13 protein-coding genes are annotated in these 14707 nt (G+C 42.9%); 10 read left to right on the top strand and 3 right to left on the bottom strand.

Going from position 1 to position 14707, the window contains the following annotated elements; genetic code table 11:
• The first annotated feature begins 22 nt into the window (after positions 1-22).
• The 8 genes from nrdG (at position 23) to EXZ60_RS12370 (ending at position 9442) form a co-directional block, all read left to right on the top strand.
• The gene (gene nrdG / locus EXZ60_RS12335; RefSeq protein ID WP_277435772.1) at positions 23-490 is read left to right on the top strand and encodes an anaerobic ribonucleoside-triphosphate reductase-activating protein; all 468 of its coding nucleotides are present in this window, start codon (positions 23-25) and stop codon (positions 488-490) included.
• Between the two features lie 62 nt (positions 491-552).
• A complete protein-coding gene (locus EXZ60_RS12340; RefSeq protein WP_277435773.1) occupies positions 553-1734 on the top strand; it encodes an amino acid aminotransferase in 1182 nt (393 codons plus the stop codon).
• Between the two features lie 28 nt (positions 1735-1762).
• On the top strand, positions 1763-2386 hold the full coding sequence (locus tag EXZ60_RS12345; RefSeq protein WP_277435774.1) for an ATP-dependent zinc protease: 624 nt from the start codon (positions 1763-1765) through the stop codon (positions 2384-2386).
• 315 nt (positions 2387-2701) lie between these two features.
• Positions 2702-3649 (top strand): exopolyphosphatase, encoded by a 948-nt coding sequence (locus tag EXZ60_RS12350; RefSeq protein WP_170888490.1) that lies wholly within the window; start codon positions 2702-2704, stop codon positions 3647-3649.
• A 251-nt stretch (positions 3650-3900) separates the two neighbouring features.
• A complete protein-coding gene (locus tag EXZ60_RS12355; protein ID WP_277435775.1) occupies positions 3901-5718 on the top strand; it encodes an extracellular solute-binding protein in 1818 nt (605 codons plus the stop codon).
• 9 nt (positions 5719-5727) lie between these two features.
• The gene (locus tag EXZ60_RS12360) at positions 5728-6813 is read left to right on the top strand and encodes a microcin C ABC transporter permease YejB (protein WP_013867858.1); all 1086 of its coding nucleotides are present in this window, start codon (positions 5728-5730) and stop codon (positions 6811-6813) included.
• Positions 6810-7853: an ABC transporter permease gene (locus tag EXZ60_RS12365; RefSeq protein ID WP_064626188.1), complete on the top strand. Its 1044-nt coding sequence runs from the start codon at positions 6810-6812 to the stop codon at positions 7851-7853. Before EXZ60_RS12360 ends, EXZ60_RS12365 begins: the two co-directional genes overlap by 4 nt.
• Positions 7850-9442, top strand: coding sequence for an ABC transporter ATP-binding protein (locus tag EXZ60_RS12370; protein WP_277435776.1), 1593 nt, complete (start codon positions 7850-7852; stop codon positions 9440-9442). The genes EXZ60_RS12365 and EXZ60_RS12370 overlap by 4 nt, the downstream gene beginning before the upstream one ends.
• Positions 9443-9558: 116 nt before the next feature.
• Here EXZ60_RS12370 and EXZ60_RS12375 read toward each other — a convergent pair whose 3' ends face one another.
• Both EXZ60_RS12375 and EXZ60_RS12380 read right to left on the bottom strand, forming a co-directional pair.
• Positions 9559-10350 carry an EAL domain-containing protein gene (locus tag EXZ60_RS12375; RefSeq protein ID WP_277435777.1) on the bottom strand — a complete coding sequence of 264 codons (792 nt, stop codon included), beginning with the start codon at positions 10348-10350 and terminating at the stop codon, positions 9559-9561.
• A gap of 278 nt (positions 10351-10628) precedes the next feature.
• Positions 10629-11264: a hypothetical protein gene (locus tag EXZ60_RS12380; protein WP_026029124.1), complete on the bottom strand. Its 636-nt coding sequence runs from the start codon at positions 11262-11264 to the stop codon at positions 10629-10631.
• Positions 11265-11605: 341 nt separating this feature from the next.
• On the opposite strand from EXZ60_RS12380, the gene EXZ60_RS12385 reads away from it, so the two are divergent.
• Positions 11606-12145, top strand: coding sequence for a cytochrome b (locus tag EXZ60_RS12385; protein WP_017047204.1), 540 nt, complete (start codon positions 11606-11608; stop codon positions 12143-12145).
• On the top strand, positions 12142-12711 hold the full coding sequence (locus tag EXZ60_RS12390; RefSeq protein WP_277435778.1) for a YceI family protein: 570 nt from the start codon (positions 12142-12144) through the stop codon (positions 12709-12711). The genes EXZ60_RS12385 and EXZ60_RS12390 overlap by 4 nt, the downstream gene beginning before the upstream one ends.
• A gap of 96 nt (positions 12712-12807) precedes the next feature.
• On the opposite strand, the gene EXZ60_RS12395 is transcribed toward EXZ60_RS12390, so the two are convergent.
• Positions 12808-14580, bottom strand: a complete 1773-nt coding sequence (locus tag EXZ60_RS12395) for a methyl-accepting chemotaxis protein (protein WP_277435779.1) — start codon at positions 14578-14580, stop codon at positions 12808-12810.
• Between the last annotated feature and the right edge of the window lie 127 nt (positions 14581-14707).

A 14707-nucleotide genomic window follows, 5' to 3' on the forward strand; every position in this document is an offset into this window, starting at 1 on the left:
TGATAGTGAGTAACCTGTTGGCATGAATTATCACCAATATCATCCGATTGATGTTGTGAATGGCCCGGGGACGCGTTGTACGCTGTTCGTCTCCGGCTGTGAACATCAGTGCAAAGGATGTTACAACAAAGGGACTTGGTCGCTGCATTCTGGCCACACTTACAATGAGCAACTAGAGCAGCAGATCATCACCGACTTGAACGACATGCGCATCAAGCGCCGAGGCTTATCCTTGTCGGGTGGCGATCCTTTACACCCGCAAAACCTTGCTTCTATTTTGCAGTTGGTTAAACGAGTAAAGACTGAATGTGTGGGGAAAGATATCTGGTTATGGACGGGATATACCCTAAACGAACTCAGTGATGCTCAAAGACAAGTCATTGAATATGTTGATGTCTTGATTGATGGAAAATTTGAACAGGATAAAGCCGATCCAAGCTTAGAATGGCGAGGCAGTGCCAATCAAATAATCCATCAATTTAAACTGTAAAAATTATGTATCTAGTGCTAACTTGAAGGTCATTACTTGAATTTCAAAGGGTTGTGACCTTCATGTTTTCACATTTACCAACACCAACACTCGATCCAATACTTTCATTATCGGTTGCATACCGCAACGATCCTCGCAGCGAAAAAGTTGACCTAGGCATTGGCGTTTATCGTAATAGCCAAGGAGAGACGCCGATTATGCGCGCCATTGCCAAAGCGCAAGAGCACGTGATTGCCACACAAACCACTAAATCGTATGTTGGACTTGCTGGGTGTGAAGAGTTTAACCAAAGCATGGTGAACTTATTATTGTCTGGCACTTCAGTGCTTGATCGTGTGGCTGCGATTCAAACGCCCGGAGCAAGCGGTGCGCTGCGTATGCTCGGTGACTTAATGCACGTAGCACAACCCGAAACGACGGTATGGATTACTGACCCAAGTTACGTCAATCATAAACCTGTGATGGAAGCGGCGGGTTTAAAAGTGAAATATTATTCTTACTTCTGTCGCGAGACTAAGCAAGTCGATACTGCGCGGATGCTTGATGATTTATCGCAAGCAGGGCCAAAAGATGTGGTGCTTATCCATGGTTGTTGCCATAACCCAACGGGCGCGGATATTGATTTCGCCGCATGGCAAGCGATCACCAGTCTTGCGCAGAAAAATGGCTTCATCCCTTTTGTTGATGTGGCCTACCAAGGGTTTGGTGAAGGTCTTGAAGAGGATGTGAAAGGGCTGCGTTTTATGGCAAACAACGTCGAAGAGATGTTGATCACCACCTCTTGTTCAAAGAACTTTGGTCTCTACCGAGAACGAACAGGTGCCGCGATTGTGGTCGGTAAAAACGCACAAGATGTGGCGAATGCGAAAGGTAAATTACTAACGTTAGCCCGTTCGACCTACACTATGCCGCCCGATCATGGTGCGGCATTGGTGAAAACTATTTTACAAAATCAAGCATTAACCGCGATTTGGAAGCAAGAGTTAAGTGAAATGCAACAGCGTTTGTTAAACCTGCGTCAAACCTTGTGTAATCATTTGAGAAATCAGCACAATACTTCACAATTCGACTTTATCGAAAGTCACAAAGGGATGTTTACTGTGCTAGTCTTTACTCCAGAACAGATGGCTCAGCTACGAGATCAATACGGAATCTATGGGGTAGGTGATGGCCGAATTAACATTGCAGGCTTATCAGAACAACATATTCCTTATGTTGCTCAAGCCATAGTGAATGTCTCTTAAATATTTATCAGTTTGATTAGGTGGGTCAATGAAACAACACTTGAAACTTATTGCTCTTTTAATGTTGAGTACTGGTTTGATGGCATGCAGCACGCTAAACCAAACCTCAACACAACCAGAGCAAAAGCCAAAAGTTGAAGAGCCAAAACAACACAATACTGAGGCACAAAAACCGGTTAAAAAGCCCTCGAAAGAGCCAGTAGTTGTGGTCGAGGCAAGGAAAACCTCAGACGGTAAGCTTATTTTAGGTGAAAAAGAGTGGGTCTATGTGCCGGGCTTGAACGAAAGCTTCAAAGCGCGTATCGATACCGGAGCCACCACCTCTTCAATTAGTGCCGTGGATGTTGTTGCTTTTGAACGCGATGGAAATGATTGGGTCAAGTTCAGGATTGAACACGATGACATCAAAAGTGATGAGATAAGTTTACCTGTTGAACGCTGGGTCAGAATTCGGCAATCCAGTGCAGAGGGTACACAAAGACGTGCGGTCGTTGTTGCTTGGATTGAAATTGGTGATCTCAAAGAAAGAACCGAATTTACGCTTGCCGATCGTACACATCTGACTTACCCACTGTTACTTGGTCGTAGTTTCTTTAAAGATGTAGCGCTTGTTGATGTGAGCCGAAAGTACGTGCAGGATAAACGTAAATAGAGATACCTTACTTCTTAGCTCAACCTAACAGCCGGCACTTGTTGCTGGCTTTTTCTTACCTCCAATTCCCTAGTTGTAACAGCAGTCTTCATTCCTCATTACTTTATTCGATATTTGCTCAATAAAATGATGCGCTGTGTTGAATAATGTTTGAAAACCATTGTGTTAAGTTTGTTAAAAAGACGATGGCGTCTAAAATGAAAACATACCACCTGCATTGGTAAACCTAAAAGGTGTTAACTCAGGATCTGATATACAAAACACTGCTTAAACCCACGCCGAGCAGTGATATGACTGCTAATAAGGAAATTGTCTATGTCTGAGCATCAACAAGCTGAAAGTAAATTTAGATTAGTGACACGCAGCGATTTTGATGGGCTGGTTTGTGCCGTGTTGCTCAAAAAACTCAACCTAATTGACGAGATCGTATTTGTTCACCCAAAGGATATGCAAGATGGGAAGGTGACGACAACTGAGCGTGACATTGTCACCAACCTGCCTTACGTCGCTAATGCTCACTTAATTTTTGATCATCACCTATCGGAAACTATTCGCAATCAAGGTGAAAGGCCGAATCATATTATTGATCCAAACGCGCCGTCTGCCGCGCATGTAGTATGGCAATATTATGGCGGACTGGATACGTTTCCCTCTCAGTGGCAAGAGATGCTGATTGCTGTCGACAAAGGTGACTCCGCGCAGTTTACTCGGGATGAAGTGCTTGATTCTGCAGGATGGAATTTACTGAATTTCCTGATGGATGCAAGAACAGGTTTAGGGCGCTTCCATGAATTTCGTATCTCCAATTATCAGTTAATGATGGATCTCATCGACTACTGTGCGAACCACTCCATTGCTGAGATTCTTGCTCTGCCGGACGTTCAAGAGCGCGTTACTTTGTACCGTGAGCATGAAATTCTATCTAAACAGCAGATTCAACGTTGTGCCAAAGTCTATAAAAACCTTGTCATTCTTGATTTGACGGGTGAAGAAATTATTTACGCGGGGAATCGGTTTATCATTTATGCCTTATTTCCCCAGTGTAATATCTCGATTCACAAAATGTGGGGCTTTCAGAAGCAAAATATCGTGTTTGCTACGGGGAAATCTATTTTTGATCGTGGCTCGAAAACCAATGTAGGCGGATTAATGCTCAAATATGGTGGTGGGGGCCATCAAGCGGCTGGAACGTGCCAAATTGCTCTTGAAATGGCCGAGCAGGTAGAAAAAGAGCTGATCAGCCAAATTACCATAGATGGTTAAAGTCGATGAAGCCCTGCATGGCAGGGCTTTTTATCTCATCGCGGCGTTTTCTATACGTTTCGTTCCTAAAACCACAAAGTTACCAATTCTTATTGCGACGCACCACTTACCAGCAATGCCAAGTTGTTTCGTTATAATTGCAGCTTGGGGTTTCGTAAATCTTATTTTTCTCTATACTTACCCAAGTGACTGAATTATTAATAGTTTACACCGATGGAATGTCGCGAAGTTATCAATGGAAGGATTCTAGTATGAGAAAAATTAAGCCTACGCTGTTAGGTGTGACTGTGCTGCTGATGAGTGCTTTGGCGACTGCGGATGTTGTAGAAACCACAACATTATCCGGCGTTGGGCAAGCCAAATATCCCGCCAATTTTTCTCATTTCGATTATGTTAATCCAAGCGCGCCTAAGTACGGAAAAGTAACTTATGGCGAGGTGGGTACTTACGACAATTTTAACCGCTTTGCTTCCCGAGGCGCTCCGGCGGCAGGCAGTGGTGAGCTTTATGATTCACTGATGTTTGCGCCCAGCGACGAAATTGATACCTATTATCCATTGATTGCTTCTAAAGTTCGTTATTCTGATGACTATTCGTGGCTAGAACTAGATATCAACCCGAACGCACGTTTTCAAGACGGTAAACCGATCACCGCGCAAGATGTTGAGTTTACGTTCAACAAGTTCATGACAGAAGGGGTGCCTCAATATCGACTGTTTTACAAAGCGGTTAAATCGGTAACGGCGATCCATCCTTTAACGGTTCGTATTGAGATGTCAGAACCTAATAGAGAAAAGTTTTTTAGTTTGGCTCAATCAACTCAAGTGTTGCCTAAGCACTATTGGCAGGATAAAAACTTAGCAGAACCATTAAATGAACCGCCAGTCGGCAGCGGTCCTTATAAAGTCGTACGTTATCAAACTGGGCAGAGTGTTACTTATGAGTTGCAGGAAGATTATTGGGCTGCCAACTTACCAGTCAGCATTGGGCGACATAATTTCAAGCAGATCCAATACGACTATTACCGCGACGATACCGTAATGCTTGAGGCATTTAAAGCTGGGGAATTTGATATTCGCCAAGAGAGTTCGGCGAAGTTTTGGGCCAGCTCATACACTGGATTGAACTTTGATAAAGGATTCATCAAGAAAGAAGCGATCGCGCATAATAGCCCAGCGTCAACCCAAGGTTTTGTATTTAATATTCAACGAGAAGTGTTTAGTGATCCGAAAGTGCGCGAGGCTTTGACCTATGCGATGGATTTTGAATGGATGAACAAAAATATGTTCTACGATCAATATTCACGAACGCGTAGCTATTTTCAAAACACAGAGTATGAAGCGAAAGGTCTTCCCTCTACTGATGAACTCACTATTCTTACACCACTAAAAGATAAGATCCCAGAACGTGTTTTTACCCAAGAATACCAACCACCAGTGACGGATGGGTCTGGTCGTATTCGTCAACAACTACGAGTCGCTTTTCAATTGCTCAAAGAGGCGGGGTGGGAGCTGAAAGATAAAGTGATGACCCATAAAGAAACGGGTAAAGCGTTTGAGTTTGAGTTATTGATCTACAGTCCGACCACGGAACGCATTGCTATTCCTTTGCAAAAAAATCTAAAACAGCTTGGTATCGAGATGAAGATTCGCTCAGTGGATACCACACAATATCTTAAGCGTTTGCGCGATAGAGATTTTGACATGCTTTCGTCGGCCTATGCGGCGAATCCTTACCCAAGTCCTAACTTGTTGATTATCTGGAATTCAAACTACATCGATTCCACGTACAATCGTGCTGGAGTGGCAGACCCAGTTGTCGACTTCCTCACTGAACAAATTGCCGCCAATCAAGAGCATCCAGAAAAATTATTGCCTTTAGGCCGAGCATTAGATCGCGTTCTACAATGGAATTTTTATCTGATCCCACAATGGTATCTGAGCCAATATCGTATCGCAACTTGGGACAAATTCGAGCGTCCTAGCGTGATGCCAAAATATGATATTGGTCTTGATACTTGGTGGGTTTCGGAGCAGAAAGCGCAATTGCTACCAGAAAAACGCCGTTAAGAGTATGCAATGACTGCTTATATTTTCCGCCGATTGCTGCTCGTTGTGCCCACGCTGTGGGCGATTATTACCATTAATTTTTTTATCATCCAAATTGCCCCCGGAGGCCCAGTTGAGCAAGCGATTGCACAAATGGAAGGGCATGGTGACGGAATTATGGAGCGATTTACTGGAGGCGGCCAAGAAGTGGATATGTCGCTGTCGGCTAACACTGGAGGATATAAAGGTTCTCGAGGTTTAGACCCCGAGGTAGTCGAAGCGATAAAAAAACAGTTTGGTTTCGATAAGCCACTTCATGTCCGTTATTTTGAAATGCTAAAAAATTACGCAACCTTTAATTTTGGTGACAGCTTATTCAAAGGGGGCAATGTTATTGATTTGATCACTGAGCGTTTACCCGTTTCGATCTCTTTAGGGCTGTGGAGTACGCTGATCATCTACCTTATCTCCATTCCTCTCGGTATTTTAAAAGCCATTCACCACGGTTCAAGGTTTGATGTATGGTCAAGCGCGGTGGTCATTATAGGTTACGCCATTCCTGGCTTCTTATTTGCGATCATTTTGATCATTATTTTTGCCAGCGGAAATTATTTCAGTTGGTTCCCACTGCGTGGTTTAGTATCAAATAATTTTGCTGATCTGACTTGGTATCAACAAATTGGCGACTATTTTTGGCATTTGGCTTTGCCCATCTTTGCAATGGTGATCGGCGGGTTTGCCACTTTGAGTATGCTAACGAAAAACTCATTTCTTGATGAGATCAACAAACAGTATGTGGTGACGGCTCGAGCAAAAGGACTGGATGAAGGACGTATTCTTTATCAGCACGTTTTTCGTAATGCGATGCTGATTATTATTGCCGGTTTTCCAAGTGCTTTTATCAGCATATTTTTCACCGGTTCGATGCTGATTGAAGTGATGTTTTCACTGGAAGGTATAGGGCTACTTGGTTTTGAATCGACCATTCAACGGGATTATCCTGTAGTGTTTAGTTCTTTATACATCATGACGTTACTTGGATTAGTCCTCAGCATCATTTCCGATTTGACCTATATTTGGGTTGATCCTCGAATCGACTTTGAGGCTCGTTCATGATGGTAAAAAAAAGGCTGTCCAACCCATTAAACGTATTGCGCTGGCACGGTTTTAAGTCCAATCGGCGCGGTTTTTATTCACTATGGTTGTTTACGTTTTTATTTGTGGTGAGCCTATTTGCTGAGCTGATTGCAAATGATAAACCCCTTTTGGTTGAGTACGATCAGCAGTGGTTTTTCCCGACCTTTCAACAATATGCAGAAACTCGTTTTGGTGGTGAGTTTGAAACCGAAGCGGATTATACCGATCCTTACGTCATCGATCTGATTGAACAAAAAGGTTTTATTGTTTGGCCATTGATCCCATTTAGTTACGACACCATCAACTTTAATATCAATAATGCAGTGCCGTCAGCGCCAGATTCAGTGAACTGGCTTGGTACTGATGATAAAGGGCGCGATGTGCTGGCTCGTATTATTTACGGGTTTCGTATTTCGGTTTTGTTTGGCTTTGTATTAACACTCGTCTCGTCAGTGATAGGCGTTATCGTTGGTGCCACTCAAGGTTATTATGGCGGTTGGCTTGATTTACTTGGGCAACGTTTTATTGAAGTTTGGTCAGGGATGCCAACGCTTTTTCTGCTGATCATTTTATCGAGTTTCGTCGAACCGAATTTTTGGTGGTTGCTTGGTATTATGGTGCTTTTTAGTTGGATGAGTTTAGTGGGCGTGGTGAGAGCGGAGTTTTTACGCTGTCGTAATTTTGATTATGTGCGGGCTGCGCAAGCGATGGGGGTGAGTGATCGCCGCATTATGCTTCGCCACATGCTACCTAACGCGATGGTGGCTTCTTTAACCATGATGCCCTTTATTCTTTCAGGCTCAGTTACGACTTTAACATCCTTAGATTTTCTCGGTTTTGGCTTGCCAGTCGGCTCGCCCTCTTTGGGCGAATTATTGGCGCAAGGGAAAGCCAATTTACAAGCTCCATGGTTAGGTATTTCAGCATTTGTGGTGCTCTCGTTAATGCTGACATTATTGGTCTTTATCGGCGAAGCTGTACGCGATGCTTTTGACCCGCATTCGACAGGGAGAAGATGATGAGTAAAACCGTACTCTCTATCCAAAATCTTTCGGTCGGGTTTGGTCAAAAAGACAATATTGAACCTGTGATTAAAGTGGTGTCACTTTCTCTCTCCGCAGGGGAAACTTTAGCGCTGGTGGGGGAAAGTGGTTCTGGTAAATCAGTGACGGCGAATGCCATTTTGAAGTTGTTACCGAAAAGTGCTGCCCACTATTTGCAAGGGGAGATCTTTTTTGATGGTATCAACACGTTGAACTGTAGCGAGAGGCAATTAAGAGGTATACGAGGCGGGCGGATTGGTATGATTTTCCAAGAGCCAATGGTCTCACTCAATCCTCTGCACAAAGTTGGTAAACAGTTGATCGAAGTTGTTGAGATTCATCGAGGACTAAGAGGCAGCAAAGCACGTCAGTTGGCCATTGCATGGTTAGAAAAAGTGGGTATTCGATCGCCAGAAATTAAGATCAATGCTTATCCACATGAACTTTCTGGGGGAGAACGCCAGCGAGTCATGATTGCGATGGCTTTGATCAATGAGCCTGAATTACTGATTGCTGATGAGCCGACCACTGCGCTTGATGTTTCTGTTCAGGCGCAAATATTAGATCTACTTAAAAACCTGCAACAAGAACTGGGTATGGCCATGTTGTTCATTACTCATGATCTCAGTATTGTTAAGCGTATCGCTGATCGCGTTGCAGTGATGCAAAATGGGCAAGTGATCGAGGTGAATGATGCCAAAACGCTGTTCTCATCACCCTCTCACTCTTATACCAAAAAATTGATTGAATCCGATCCTCGAGGTTTGCCCGTTGACGTAAACCCTGACAACTCAATTCTAGTGCAGCTTCAGCATCTCAAAGTATGGTTTCCCATCACTGGCGGCTTATTCAAGCGCACGGTCTCGCATATTAAAGCTGTCACTGACATGCAGTTTAAGCTTAAAAGAGGACATTCATTAGGAATTGTTGGCGAGAGCGGTTCGGGTAAATCGACCACTGGCATGGCGATACTAAAATTAGTCCATTCGGAAGGCTCGATTTGTTACGACAATAATGAGCTGCAAGGGTTAGATAGGAAAGCTATGTTACCTTATCGCAGCAAGATGCAAGTCGTTTTTCAAGATCCATTTTCAGCACTGAATCCGAGAATGTCGGTGGCGCAGATTATTGGTGAAGGGTTAGAGGTTCATAGCCGTTATGATAGACAAACTGTTGAACGAATGATTTGTGATGTGATGCGAGAAGTTGAACTCGACCCAGCCACTCGCTACCGTTATCCCAATGAGTTTTCAGGTGGGCAACGACAACGTATCGCGATTGCTCGGGCATTGGTGCTTAAACCTGAGTTCATTTTACTTGATGAACCAACTTCTTCTTTAGATCGTACGATTCAAGCCCAAGTGTTGGATTTGCTTAAATCGCTGCAACAAAAATATGGATTAACGTACTTGTTCATTAGCCATGATTTACATGTGGTGAAATCATTATGCCACTACACTATGGTGATGAAACAGGGTGAAGTCGTTGAGCAAGGGGAAACGCAACAGCTGTTTCTCAATCCTCAGCACCCTTATACCCAAGAGCTTATTTCCTTTTCTTATTAAACATCACGCTATGTCATACAGTTAAATAACGTGATGTTGTCGCTAGGAAAACAGTGAGTGAATATTGAAAGTAGCGGTAAAGTTGGGGCGCTACGCGCATGTAAAGAATATCGTTATTAAATGGCCATCTTAATGGCTGGTACTATCGCTCCCGGCATGGCTAAAAAATAGCCTTGAAACATATCAATATCGAGTTTTTGCATTGCTTCGAGTTGCGCTTGGGTTTCGATGCCTTCTACAACGGTATTGGAACCATTCTGTTTCGCAAGGGTAATGCCATCCATAAGTGGGTCACAATCACCTTGCATATATTTGAGTAATAAGCTTCGATCAAATTTGATGATATCAGGCGTCACCAAATTAACCCGTTGTGGTGTTGAGGCTTGAGTACCAAAATCATCAATGGCAATTTTAAAACCATTTGCAGCCAGACTTTGCGTTGCGCATTGCAGCTTGCTTTCATTTTCTGAATCGATTTCAATCAATTCCATGACTAGTTGATTATGTTCTATATGCAGTTCTTTGAGGCGATCGCATAGCAATGCTTTGTTGATGTCGCTGATGGCAAACAATTCACCCGCGACAGGCAGTAAATTTAGAAATAATTGGCATTGACGATATTCGGAAAGGGCATAGTTTCGGATGTGGATAACTCGGCTGAGTCTTTCTACGTTAAGTTTGTCGATAGGATTAATAGTGTCGGAATGGAAAAAACAATCGGGGCGAATGGTCGTGCTGCCATTGGCGGTTATTCTCACTAGGGCTTCAACGCCCACAATACGGTTATCCCGCGAGAATATCGGCTGGAAAACGCTTCGCAGCACAAGATGCTGGTAATGAGCAATAAACTGGCCATCGGAATCCAGAGACATGCATTTTGAAAACTGAGTTTTGTTAGTTAAAAGCATACAATTTTCGATATCCTAATCATTAATTTTTGCTTGAAGCATCCGAGCGCCAATATGCCATGCCATATTATTGACTCACCTTGACCTTTGTCAATTGTACCTTTGGCTAAGATGAAAATTTGTGGGTTGTCAAAACAGCGTCACAAATATTGAATTATTTAGTGAATGTGATGTGGCAGGTTCAATTGATTGAGTGTGTGCTAAATCAGAAGACAGCCCAATGAAGAGGGTAATATAAAATCTAGAACTTGGAAGAAAATGAGGGCGGTTTGTTTACGTTACGCCCATTGTAATACGGCATATAATTGAATGTACTTTCGGACTAGTTGCTGGTTTTTAGAGCGTTTTAAAGGATGGCTAAATTTAATATAACAAGGGCTAATTTGAAAACGGTTCTCTAAAGATTGAGTTAGCAATGAGTCACTTTCATACAGCGTGATACCTTGTGCGAGGTATTGATCTATTTCATCGGGTAATTGCCCTGTCCACCAATGAAGTAACTCGCGACTTTTTTGGCTACGACTGATCCAGTGATCGGTCAGTAATAACAGTAAATCATTCGGTTGAATCGCGTAAGCGTACTCATATTTCCACTGCGCAATGTCTTGCATCAACTTTTCTCGACAGGTTTTACCTGCACTGACCATATGGTGAGTCAGGATCCATACCGTTCCGGCATCACTGCTCACTCGGTAATGGTGTGGCATGTCTCGCTGAGGGATTGATTCAATAACAGAATAGTGGCATGGGTGCCCAAATTCACTGAGTGTACGAGCCAACCTGCGAGCAAAAGCCAGCCCTAAGTGATGTTCACTCATTCCTTGGTTGTGTATGGTGGGGTAGTGCTTTTCACAAAGTTTTAGACAGTCAGCTTGAAATTCGTTGACGCTTTGCGTGAGTATGTCCAGTAGCAACTCGTTGTTCTCCTTTAATAAAGCCAAGCAAGATTACCACAGTTATCAACAAGCACGAGCAGCAAATGGCGAGTTCTTGATCTTTCACACTATTCTTCTAATACGAGCATTCTACAGGTGTTAAACCCTTATGATTTGAAGCTACCGTTGTTTCAAGTTGTTTGAGCCTAAGTCGTGGTTATCTATATCCACAATAAGTTCCTTCAGTTTTTTCGAATAACTCAATCAATACTAAAGTATGTCCACAATGTAAAGTATGGTAAATACTGTGTTAATAATTTAGGCTAGAATATAGATTCAATTCACTTTGTTGCTGTTTCACTTGCTGGTTTAGAAAATTTATGACAACTGAAGTTAAAAATTACAACTTAGTCACGCGTCTTATCCATTGGTTATCCGCACTCGTTATCATCGGTATGTTTGGTGCTGGGATCTGGATGGTTGAGTTAACCTATTACAGTCAATGGTATAACACCGCGCCACATTGGCATAAATCTGTCGGTTTGTTGCTGCTCGCGGTCACCCTGTTCCGCATACTATGGAAGTTGGTGAGTGTCTCTCCTGCCATTGGTGGCGGCCACTATGAGCGCATTGCGGCTAAAGCGGCGCACGGATTAATGTATTTATTATTGATGACGCTGTTTGTATCAGGCTATTTGATCTCAACAGAAGATGGCCGAGGGATTGATGTTTTCAATTGGTTTACTGTACCAAGTATGGGCTTGTTGTTTGAAGGACAAGCCGATCTCTCTGGTACGGTTCACTTTTACGCAGCTTGGACGCTGATTATTTTAGCAGGCGTGCACGCTGTTGCCGCACTCAAGCACCATTTTATTGATAAAGACGATACGCTACGAAAAATGATAGGAGCTTCTAAATGAAGAAAACGTTACTTGCTACTGGATTGGCTTTCGCAACACTCATGCCGCTAGGTGCAAACGCTGCTGACTATGTTCTAGATACCAAAGGTGCGCATGCTTCAATTAACTTTAAAGTCAGCCATCTTGGTTATAGCTTTACCAAGGGCCGCTTTAACAAGTTTGATGGTGAGTTTTCCTACGATCCTAACGACCTTGCAAGCTCAAAAGTGAAAGTTAATGTGGATACTCGCAGCTTGGACAGTAACCATGCTGAACGTGATAAACATATTCGTAGTGCTGATTTCATTGATGCATCAAAATATTCACAAGCCACGTTTACCAGTACTCAAGTGGTTGATAAAGGGAATGGTAAACTAGAAGTGCTCGGTGATCTTACCCTGCATGGTCAAACCAAACCCATTACTATTGATGCAGAATTTATTGGTGCAGGTAAAGACCCATGGGGTGGCCAACGCGCTGGTTTTTCGGGGACAACACGTATCGAACTCGCGGATTTCAATATTGCAGTAATGGGCGCTTCAAGCTACGTCGATATGGAACTCTATGTTGAAGGAATACAAAAGTAATCCACATCTTGTTATGCTTTAAGCAAACATGAATAAAAGGGTCTAACTCTAGACCCTTTTCACTAACTCTCGCTATATTTTATCTCTATACATTGGCTAACTGACGGATTTCTGAGTCTGGAATTCGGCGACCGCGTTGTCCATGTCGTTTGCTTGTTTGGAAACGATATCGACTTCAATCAAACACTGTTTAGCTGAGTGCATATTATTATCAGAGATAGAGTTAAGTTCGGTGATCGATTCACTGACTTGGTTCATCACAATGCCTTGTTCTTCAATTGCAGAGGCGATTCGCTCAGAGTTACTTTGTATCATTTCCATGTCAGAGAGAATCTGACGTAAACTATTATCCAGTTCTCCTGAAGCCGTTAGCGTCGCATGGCCTTGAGTATTGCATTGTGCAATATCAGTGACAACGGTGCTCATTTGGCTTTGAATTGCAGAAACGACATTGGTGATCTCTTCCGTTGACTGATGCGTGCGGCTGGCAAGTGCGCGGACTTCATCGGCGACCACAGCAAAGCCTCTTCCTTGTTCTCCGGCGCGAGCGGCTTCAATCGCGGCATTTAATGCCAGTAAATTGGTCTGCTCTGCGATACCTTGAATGATGTTAACAGCACCGCCAATTTGTTCGACATGCTTGTTCAATGAGGCGATGGAGATTTGACTTTTTTCCAATGTTCGTGAGAGTTCATCGACATTTTTTACCGTTGATTCCACCACTAAACGCCCTTGCTGAGCATTGTGCGCGGCTTTGTGTACACCTTCTACTGCTACACTAGTACTTTCTGAAATTTCGCTGATGGTGGACACCATTTCTTGAACGGCCGTTGCCATTGTCGTGGTGTGGTCAGCCTGAACGTGAAACTGTTCAATCACATCTTCTAATTCGTTATGCATACTTGATGTACTGTTCGATAGCTGGTGAGACTTTGTTTGAGAGCCAGCGATAAGAGTTTCGAACTTATCGAGTAAGGTATTAAAATAAGTTGCGATCGATACCAACTCGTTGCGGCCAGTCAGCTCAACACGCAAACTGATGTTGTTGCTGTTTGAAATCATTTGCATTACTGACAACAACTTACTCACTTGCACGTTAATGGAGCGCGCTATTTGGAGAATAAATCCAAGGATTAGCACGATCACTAACGCACTGAGCCCTTGCTTCACATAGTTAAGTTCTTGCTCAATACTTGTAATCTCTTTATTTAACACTTCAGAAAAGGTGACAAACTGTTGTTCAACATCATGAGAAAGGTTACGTACTTCACCAAGTAGCCCTTGATTATATTTCAAACCAATCACTTTTTTCTGATCGACAAGCTGTTGGGCGGCCTGTGCTAATGCCGGAAAACGGTTGGTCACTGTGCTGTTTTGCAGCTCTCCAACCTGCACGCTTTGATCAAACGCCATTAGCTCTAAAAGTAATGCATCATCAGCATTAGGTTTTATGGTTTCCAATGCTTGTAAATAAGTGGCTAAAAGGCCGGATTTTTCATTTAATCCGTATAGGCTATAAGCCTGCACCAATTTTTCAAAACCTTGTTTATAAGCCAAAAGATCTTGTCGGAGTTGGCTACTAGAGGGGAGATCTCGATCTAACAGGATGAGGGAAAGTTGCTGTTCCAGATCTAAAAAAAGAGTGCTGTTTTTTTTAAAGGTTTCAAGGTATTTCACGTCGCTTCGCAGAAGAAAATCTTTCTCATTGCGCCGCAAATTGAGCAGTCTAATTTCAAGTTTATCGACTAAGTTAATGGCTTGATTGAGCGTTTCGGTGGTTTGGGAAAAATGTGTGGTAGTGGCTAACATTACCAGAACCCCGATAACCGCAATAGCACCCAGTGAATATAATTTTTGTTTGATACTCATGAGATTATACACCTAAGTAAAATGACAATAATTGATGAAAATGTAATTATTAGTATGTTTAATTAGAATGTTAGGATTAAATGAAGCGTATATCAATGAACGCAAAAATATAAATTACATGCATTAT

Origin of the sequence: Vibrio sp. 1151_11 (genome assembly GCF_029478525.1) — a bacterium.
Lineage (GTDB): Bacteria > Pseudomonadota > Gammaproteobacteria > Enterobacterales > Vibrionaceae > Vibrio > Vibrio anguillarum.